Origin of the sequence: Streptomyces niveiscabiei (genome assembly GCF_001419795.1) — a bacterium.
Lineage (GTDB): Bacteria > Actinomycetota > Actinomycetes > Streptomycetales > Streptomycetaceae > Streptomyces > Streptomyces niveiscabiei.
Genome location: NZ_LIRL01000112.1, coordinates 1 through 8,690 on the forward strand (window position 1 = coordinate 1; position 8,690 = coordinate 8,690).

The 8,690-nt window shown below is 69.5% G+C and carries 8 protein-coding genes and 1 pseudogene; 4 read left to right on the forward strand and 5 right to left on the reverse strand.

The annotated features are described in order from the left end of the window. Positions 1 to 89: 89 nt before the first annotated feature. The 4 genes and pseudogenes from AOK24_RS50275 to AOK24_RS06660 form a co-directional block, all read right to left on the reverse strand. The coding region (locus tag AOK24_RS50275) for a substrate-binding domain-containing protein (protein WP_240553700.1) at positions 90 to 469 on the reverse strand (380 nt) is incomplete at its 5' end. A gap of 2 nt (positions 470 to 471) precedes the next feature. Next, positions 472 to 698: pseudogene (locus tag AOK24_RS50280) on the reverse strand (molybdate ABC transporter substrate-binding protein); the annotation flags it as partial. A gap of 140 nt (positions 699 to 838) precedes the next feature. Continuing rightward, on the reverse strand, positions 839 to 1,231 hold the full coding sequence (locus AOK24_RS06655; protein WP_055719123.1) for a TOBE domain-containing protein: 393 nt from the start codon (positions 1,229 to 1,231) through the stop codon (positions 839 to 841). Between the two features lie 77 nt (positions 1,232 to 1,308). Further along, positions 1,309 to 3,273, reverse strand: coding sequence for an APC family permease (locus tag AOK24_RS06660; RefSeq protein ID WP_055719124.1), 1,965 nt, complete (start codon positions 3,271 to 3,273; stop codon positions 1,309 to 1,311). A gap of 426 nt (positions 3,274 to 3,699) precedes the next feature. Between AOK24_RS06660 and AOK24_RS06665 the strand changes: the two genes are divergently transcribed. Genes AOK24_RS06665 through AOK24_RS06680 form a run of 4 tightly spaced genes read left to right on the forward strand, consistent with a single transcriptional unit; the run spans position 3,700 to position 7,897 of the window. Continuing rightward, entirely contained in the window at positions 3,700 to 4,995 is a 1,296-nt protein-coding gene (locus AOK24_RS06665) for an extracellular solute-binding protein (protein WP_055719125.1), read from the forward strand. Beyond that, entirely contained in the window at positions 4,992 to 5,978 is a 987-nt protein-coding gene (locus tag AOK24_RS06670) for a carbohydrate ABC transporter permease (RefSeq protein ID WP_055719126.1), read from the forward strand. The genes AOK24_RS06665 and AOK24_RS06670 overlap by 4 nt, the downstream gene beginning before the upstream one ends. Positions 5,979 to 6,019: 41 nt before the next feature. Further along, positions 6,020 to 6,799 (forward strand): carbohydrate ABC transporter permease, encoded by a 780-nt coding sequence (locus tag AOK24_RS06675; protein ID WP_055719129.1) that lies wholly within the window; start codon positions 6,020 to 6,022, stop codon positions 6,797 to 6,799. Between the two features lie 45 nt (positions 6,800 to 6,844). Then, positions 6,845 to 7,897, forward strand: a complete 1,053-nt coding sequence (locus tag AOK24_RS06680) for an endo-1,4-beta-xylanase (protein ID WP_055719127.1) — start codon at positions 6,845 to 6,847, stop codon at positions 7,895 to 7,897. A gap of 7 nt (positions 7,898 to 7,904) precedes the next feature. Here AOK24_RS06680 and AOK24_RS06685 read toward each other — a convergent pair. After that, on the reverse strand, positions 7,905 to 8,690 hold a 786-nt coding region (locus AOK24_RS06685; protein ID WP_055719128.1), incomplete at its 5' end, for a substrate-binding domain-containing protein.

Below are 8,690 nucleotides of genomic sequence, written 5' to 3' on the forward strand. Positions count from 1 at the left end.
GCGGCCCTCGTCTACAAGACCGACGTCCACGCCGCCGGCGCCAAGGTCCAGGGCATCGACTTCCCCGAGTCCTCCCAGGCCGTGAACGACTACCCGATCACCCTCCTCAAGGACGCCCCCAACGCGCCGGCGGCGTGGACGTCGGTCTTGTAGACGAGGGCCGCGTCCGCTTCCTTGAGCTCGACCTTCGTGAGCGCGGACTTGACGTCCTGCTCGTACGACACGGGTGTGACCTCGACCCCCGTCGCGGTGAGGATCTTGTCGGCCGCGGCGCCGCAGGGCACCGTCCTGTCGCACAGGACGACCTTGAGGCCGGCCCTGGTGAGGTCCTTGAGGCCGGTGACCTTGTCGGGGTTGCCCGGCAGGGTGGCGATCTCCAGCTGGTTGCGGACGAAGGTGACCGGCGTCGTGGCGTTGTCCTTCTTGTCGGTGACGATGGCCATGGTCTTGGTGCTGGCCGCGGCGAACANNGTACCGGGGTGGGCCTTCTCGAACTGTTCGCCGAGCGCGGTGAACGTCTCCTTGAGGGAGGCGGCGGCGAAGACGGTGACGGTGCCGGACACCTTGCCGGAGGCGGACGGGGGTGTGCCGGGGGCCGGCGTGGAGTCCGAGGAGCACGCGCTCAGCGTCAGCAGCGCGGCGACCCCCGCGCCGGTCACCTGGAGCAGCCGGCGGGGGCGGGGCGCGGGACGGGTCATCACGGGTACTCCTCGGAGACGGGTCGGCTGACGGCCGTGATGATGATACTGCCGCATCTGCTAGCCGTAGATGGCCTGTCTCATTGCATGAGCTGGGGTAATGGGTGATCCGGCTGGTATGTGCGCTCCCGCGAGGGTGGTCAGGTCCGGTCGATGTGGACGTTCGTCGACTTCACCCGGGCCGTCGCCTCCATGCCCACTTCGAGGCCCAGCTCCTCCACCGCTTCCCGGGTGAGCAGGGAGACCAGTCGGTGCGGGCCCGCCTGGATCTCGACCTGGGCGGCGACGTCGCCGAGCTTCACGGCCGTGACGATGCCGGGGAAGGCGTTGCGGACGGACGTGTGCGAGGGGGTCTCGTCGCCGTCGGAGCGGGCCAGCTCGACGGAGAACGCGGCCAGGTCGGTGCCGTCGACGAGGCGCCGGCCCGCGTCGTCGCGGTGGGTGGTGAAGCGGCCCGCGTCCGCCCAGCGGCGTGCGGTGTCGGGGCTGACGCCCAGGAGACGGGCGGCCTGGCCGATGGTGTAGGAGTGCATGCGGTCACGATAGGTCGCCGTACGACGCTCCTGAGCTGGTACGGCGACCCCGGGCCCGACAGAGCCGCGTACGGATCTCAGCCCGTGTGGACCCTCGGCCTGCGGGCGCGGTCCGGTTCTGCCTCGCGGAGGACCTCGCGGGTCACCGGGGCCACCTCGCCCTGGCCGAAGAGGAAGAAGCGGAGGAAGTTGGTGAAGGGGCCGCCCTCGGTCCACTCGAAGTAGATGTGCGGGGTGCAGCCGGTGGAGTCGCGGATGTGCAGCAGGAGGGCCGCGAGGGCGTTGGGGATGGAGGAGTGCTCCAGGGTCAGGACGCGGTAGCGGCCGTGCAGGACCTCGCCCCGTACGGTGAGGCTCGCCTCGAACTCGGAGGGGTCGGTGACGGTGACCTCGACGAAGACGTAGTCCTCCTGGCCGGGGATGTCGTTGTCCTCGCGGATCTGCTCGATCTTCTCGCGGTACTCGGCGACGTCGCGCCGGTCCGGCTCGTTGGCGATCAGGCGGATCTTGCGGCTCGCCATGTCCCGTACGAAACGTTCCGCCATCGGGTCGAGGGTGACGCTCGTGACGCGCAGCTCGAAGGCGCGGGCGAGGCGGGAGAGCAGGGAGACGAGGATGATGCCGGCGATGAAGCAGGCGCCGATCTTGACGCCGTCGGGGCGTTCGATGACGTTGGCGACCGTCGTGTAGAGGAAGACGGCGGCGATGACGCCGAAGCCGATGGTCCAGTTGCGCTGGCCCGCCTTGTGCGCGGCGATGGTCACGGCGATCGCGGCCGAGCTGATGAGGACGAGCACGCCGGTGGCGTACGCGCCGCCCTGCGCGTCGACGTCGGCGTCGAAGATCCAGGTCACCAGGAAGGCGATCAGCGTGAACACGATGACCATGGGGCGCACGGCGCGGGCCCAGTGCGGGGCCATGCCGTACCGGGGCAGGTAGCGCGGCATCAGGTTGAGCAGGCCCGCCATCGCGGAGGCGCCGGCGAACCAGAGGATGGCGATGGTCGACACGTCGTACACCGTGCCGAAGGCGCTGCCGAGGTAGTCGTGGGCGAGGTAGGCGAGCGCGCGGCCGTTGGCGTCGCCGCCGGTCTTGAACTCCTTCTCGGGGATGAGGAGGGTGGTGATGAAGCTGGTGGCGATGAGGAAGCCGCTCATGATGAGGGCGGCGGTGGTGAGGAGCTTCTTGGTGTCGCGGATGCGGCCCGCGGGGCGTTCCTCGGTGTCGTCCGGGTCGCCCTTGACGTTCGGCATGACGGCGACGCCGGTCTCGAAGCCGGAGAGGCCGAGGGCGAGCTTAGGGAAGACGATCAGGGCGACGCCGACCATCGCAAAAACGTTTCCGTGCTCTGTGGTGAGCGCGTTGGACCAGTCGGTGACCACATGGCCGGCGGTGATGACGTGCCACAGTCCGACGGCCACGACCACGACGTTCAGCGTGAGGTAGGCGCCGACCAGGACGACCGCGACGCCGATCGCCTCCAGGAACCCCTTGAGGAAGACCGCGCCGAGCAGCGCGACCAGGACCAGGGTGATCAGCATCTGCTTGCCGTGCAGGGCGCTGGTGAGGTGCGGGTTCTCCACCAGGTGGGTGGAGGCGTCGGCGGCGGAGAGGGTGATCGTGATGAGGAAGTCGGTCGCGGCGAAGCCCAGCAGGGTGAGGACGAACAGCTTGCCCTGCCAGAAGGAGAGCAGGCGCTCCAGCATCGCGATCGAGCCCTCGCCGTGCGGGCTCTCCTCGGCGACCCTGCGGTAGACGGGGAGCGCGCCCGCGAGGGTGACGATCACGAGGACGATCGTCGCGACCGGGGAGAGGAGCCCGGCGGCGAGGGCGGCGATGCCGGGCTGGTAGCCGAGGGTGGAGAAGTAGTCGACGCCGGTGAGGCACATGACGCGGTACCAGGGCTGGCCGCGGTGGACCTCGGGCTTCTGCTCGCTCTCGCCCTGGTCGCTCTCGGCCGTCCGGCCCTTGCCCATGTCGGACAGGCCCTCCAGCATCCAGGCCCTGAGGCGGCTGGGTGCTGGTCGTTCGGTCGTGGCCATCGGCGGTGCTCCAGGGGTGCGGCGCGGGTGCGGTTCCGGCCATCACGCGGACGGCGGCTACAGCGTAAGCAGAGAGTGACACGCGGGCCTGGGGTTCGGGGGGTGGGCGGCGTCAAGCTTGCGTTAAGACTGGCCTGGTCGGGGCGGGTGTGAGGCCGTGGAGGTGGACTGGGCCGTACGGGGGAGTGGACACCCAGTGTCATCGTCGGCGAAGGCTGCGATTTCGTAATGTTCGCCGTTCGAGCCGAATGTTTCGAACCGTCTTGGGGTGGCTTCCGTGGAACGGGCTGGGGAGCGTTCTCCAACTGGCCTTCGAATTGACCGTGTTCAAGGGGTTGCCTCCGCTCGGAGGCTGTCTCTAGGGTGCGGCAGCAGCGAAGCTTTCTGGATCTGCTACGAAACTTTCGATCAATCGAGGAGAGCACAATGGGCGACCCGGCACTCTCCCGCCGAGGCTTCTTGGGAGCCTCCGCCGCGGCCGGTCTGGGCGTGACGGCGCTGAGCGGCTGCGGCGGCGACTCGGACGGGGGATCGTCCGGGGGCACGACCACCGTCGAGTGGTGGAACATCTCCACGACCCAGCCCGCCAAGGACGTCTGGGCGGCTCTGGCCAAGAAGTTCGAGAGCCAGAACCCGGGCGTCAAGATCAAGATCGTCCAGCTGGAGAACGACGCCTACAAATCCAAGATGACGGCGCAGACCGCCTCCGGCAAGCTCCCCGACATCTTCCACACCTGGGGCGGCGGCGTCCTCAAACAGCAGGTCGACGCCGGGCTCGTCGAGGACCTCACCGACCGCACCAAGCCCTGGTCCGACGGCCTGCTGCCGGTCGCGAAGGCGCCGTACCTCATCGACGACAAGGTGTACGGCATCCCGTTCGACATCGGCATGATCGGGTTCTGGTACAACAAGGCGCTGTTCAAGAAGGCCGGGATCGCCGCGCCGCCCACCACCTGGTCCGGATTCCTCGACGCCGTACGGAAGCTGAAGGCCTCCGGGGTCACCCCGCTCGCGCTCGCCGGCAAGGAGAGCTGGACCGGGATGTACTACTGGGCGTACCTCGCGATGCGTACGGCCGGGCTCGACGCCCTCCAGAAGGCCGACTCAGACAAGGACTTCACCGGCGACGGGTTCGTGCAGGCCGGGCAGCACCTCCAGGCGCTGATCGACCTCCAGCCGTTCCAGAAGGGGTTCCTCGGGGCCGCCTACTCCACCCCGACCGGGCAGGCCGCGGCCGTCGGCAACGCCAAGGCGGCGATGGAGCTGATGGGCCAGTGGGCGCCCACCGTCGAGGCCGACGCGGGCAAGGGCATCGGCGCCGACCTCGGGTTCTTCCCCTTCCCCGCGGTCGAGGGCGGCAAGGGCGCGATCACCGAGGTGTTCGGCGGGGGCGGCGGCCACGCGCTGCGCAAGGGCGCGCCCCAGGCGGCCGTGGACTTCCTGAAGTTCTTCGCCTCCGAGGCCACCGACATCGAACTCGTCTCCAAGACCGGGGCGCTGCCGGTCGTGCCCGCCGCCGAGTCCGCGCTCAAGGACCCCAACCTCTCCGCCGTACAGGCCCAGTTGAAGGCCGCCACCGGGTTCCAGCTCTACCTCGACCAGGCCTACGCGCCCGCCGTCGGGCAGCAGGTCAACGACAGCGTGGCCGGGCTCATCGCCGGGTCCAAGTCGCCGAAGCAGGTCACCGAGGCGATCACGAAGACCGCCAAGGAAGAGCAGTGACCTCGACGTTCGTCGAGGAGGAGCGGGGTACGGCGGTGAAGGAGCCGCCCGTCTCCCGGCGTGCGCGCTCCCGGCGGCGGATCGCGCACTGGTTCACCGCCTTCGCGTTCCAGGTGCCCGCGCTCGTGCTGTTCGGCGTGCTGGTGCTGCTGCCGATGCTGTTCGCCGTGTACGCGTCCTTCTTCCGCTGGGGCGGGTTCGGGTGGCCCTCCGAGGCCATCGGGTTCGACAACTACACGCGGCTGCTCCAGGACTCCGTGTTCATCGGGGACCTGGGGCGCGGCGCCGTGATCATCGGGCTCTCCGTCGTCGTCCAGCTGCCGTTCGCGCTCGCCCTCGCCGTCGCGCTCAACCAGAAACTGCGCGGGCGGGCCGTCTACCGGATGCTGTTCTTCGCGCCGTACATCCTCTCCGAGGCGATCACCGGCATCCTCTTCAGCATGCTGTTCGCGCCCGACGACGGGTTCGCGGACCAACTCCTCGGCCGGATCGGGCTGGACGGGCTCGGCGGGGAGTGGTTCTCCGACCCCTCGACCGTGCTCGCGACGCTCTTCCTCGTCATGACCTGGAAGTACTTCGGCTTCCACATGATGCTCTACCTCGCCGGACTCCAGTCCATCCCGGCCGAGTTGAAGGAGGCCGCGCTCATCGACGGCGCCGGGCCCTGGCAGCGGTTCCGCTCCATCACGCTGCCGCTGCTCGCGCCGACCCTCAGGATCAGCGTGTTCCTGTCGGTGATCGGCGCGATCCAGCTCTTCGACCTGGTGTGGGTGACCACCGGCGGCGGGCCCGACCACCACTCCGAGACCATGGCCGTGTCGCTGTTCCAGTACGGCTTCAAGCGCTACCAGGTCGGCTACGCCAGCGCGATCAGCGTCGCGATGTTCGTCATCAGTCTCGTCTTCGCCCTCATCTACCAGCGCTACGTCCTGCGCCGGGACCTGGAGGGGGCCACCACGACCATGCGAGGAGGCGGCGCGTGAAGAGGCGCTGGCGCAGTCTGCCGTTGCACGTCGTCCTGGTCATGGTCGGCGCCATGATGGCCGTACCGCTGCTGTACGCGGTGCTGTCCGGGTTCAAGACCACCGACGAACTCTCCCGCAACCCCGTGGGGCTGCCCGAGAAGTGGATCACCTCCAACTACACCGACATCCTCGGGTCCAGCTCGTTCTGGCGGATGGTCGGGTCCAGCACCTTCATCGCCGTCGCGACGACCGTGGCGGTGGTCGGGGTCTCCGCGCTCGCCGCGTTCTCCTTCGCGCGGTTCTCCTTCCGGGGGCGGGAGGCGCTGTTCACGCTGTTCACCATGGGGCTGATGTTCCCCTTCGCGGTCGTCGCGCTGCCGCTGTTCCTGCTGCTGCGCTCCCTCGACCTGCTGGACAACCCGCTCGGGGTGATCCTGCCGCAGGCCGCGTTCGGGATACCGGTGACCATCGTCATCCTGCGCGGGTTCTTCCGGGAGATCCCGGCGGAGCTGGAGGAGGCGGCGACCCTCGACGGCTGCGGGCCGCTCGGGTTCTTCTGGCGGGTGCTGCTGCCGATGGCCCGGCCCGCCCTCGGAACCGTCTCCGTCCTTGCCGTGGTGGGGAGTTGGAACAACTTCCTGCTGCCGCTGCTCGTCTTCACCGACCCCAGCTGGTGGACGATCCCCATCGGGGTCCAGCAGTTCCAGGGGCAGTACTCCTCGGAGTACGCCCGGGTCTTCGCCTACCTCGTCCTCGCCATGGTGCCCGCCCTGGCGTTCTACTCCGTCGCCGAGCGCCAGCTCGTCGGCGGGCTCACCGCCGGGGCCTCCAAAGGCTGACCCGGCCAACTCATGTACGGCTCACCCCCCTTGAGGAGTCGCAGCATGCTCGTCCGCACCCGTCTCAGACTCGCCGGGGCGCTCGCCGCCGCCCTCGTCGCCGCCGGCGTCGCGAGCGGCCCCGCCGCCCAGGCCGGGGAACAGCACCACAAGGCGACACTCGCCGACCTCGCCCAACGGCACGGGCGTTACTTCGGCAGCGCCACCGACAACCCCGAACTCACCGATGCCCCCTACACGAAGATCCTCGGCCACGAGTTCGACATGATCACGCCGGGCAACGGGATGAAGTGGTACGCCACCGAACCCCAGCAGGGCGTCTTCGACTTCACCGCCGGCGACGAGATCGTGAACCTCGCCCGCGCCAACCACCAGCGGGTGCGCGGCCACACCCTCGTCTGGCACAGCCAGCTCCCGGACTGGCTGACCGGCAAGGAGTGGACGGCGGCCGAGCTGCGGGCCGTCCTCAAGAACCACATCCAGACCGAAGTCCGGCACTACCGGGGCAAGTTGTACGCCTGGGACGTCGTCAACGAGGCGTTCAACGAGGACGGCACCTACCGCGAGACCATCTTCTACAAGACCCTCGGCCCCGGCTACATCGCCGACGCGCTGCGCTGGGCCCGGCAGGCCGACCCGCGCGTCAAGCTGTACCTCAACGACTACAACATCGAGGCCGTCGGCCCCAAGAGCGACGCCTACTACAAGCTCGCCAAGGAGCTGAAGGCCCAGGGCGTGCCGCTCGACGGGATCGGCCTCCAGGCGCACCTGGCCCTCCAGTACGGCTATCCGACGACCCTGGAGGACAACCTCCGCCGCTTCTCCCGGCTGGGGCTCGACACCGCGCTCACCGAGGTCGACGTGCGGATGTTCGTGCCCGCGACCGAGGAGAAACTCGCCCAACAGGCCCAGTGGTACGCCGACATGACCGACGCGTGCCTGTCGGTGCGGCGCTGCGTGGGCATCACGATCTGGGACTACACGGACAAGTACTCGTGGATCCCGGCCGTCTTCCCCGGTGAAGGGGCCGCTCTCCCCTGGGACGAGCAACTCAAGCCGAAACCCGCCTACTTCGCGCTCCGGAACGCGCTCAAGTAGGAGGGTTTCAGGGGCGGGCTGGTGGTGCGGTGCTGGACCGCACCACCAGTTCCGTGCCCAACTCGACGCGCGGCGAGTCGGGATGCTCGTCGTGCGCCAGGCGCAGGGCCGTACGGACGGCCAACTTGCCCATGTCGGCGAGGGGTTGGCGGACGGTCGTCAACGGCGGGGCGGACCAGCGGACTTCGGGGAGGTCGTCGAAGCCGACGACGCTCATGTCCTGCGGGACGCGCAGGCCCCGCTGGCGCAGCGCCTCCACCGCGCCGAGCGCCATCCGGTCGCTCGTCGCGAACAGGGCCGTCGGCGGGTCCGGGAGGTCCAGGAGGGTGCCCGTGCCCCGGAAGCCCGACGCGGACTGGAAGTCGCCGGGTACGACGAGGGCGTCGTCCACCGGGACGCCCGCCGCCTCCAGGGCCGCGCGGTAGCCGTCGTAACGGGCGCGGGAGCACAGGAGTCTCGGGGGGCCCGCGATCAGGCCGATCCTGCGGTGGCCCAGGGCCAGCAGGTGCTCCGTCGCGGCGAGGCCGCCGGACCAGTTGGCGGCGCCGATCACCGGGACGCCGTCCGCGTACGTGCCCGTCGGGTCGACGACCACCAGGGGGACGCCGAGGATCCTCAACTCCTCGTGCAGCGTGGGCTCCAGGTCCGAGGTGACCAGGATGACGCCGCCCGAGGCGCGGGCCCTCAGGTTGCGCATCCACTCGCGGGCGTCGCCGGTGCGGCCGTGGATCGCCGAGACGACCGTGCCGACGCCGGCCGCGTGCGCGACCTCCTCGACGCCGCGGATGATCTC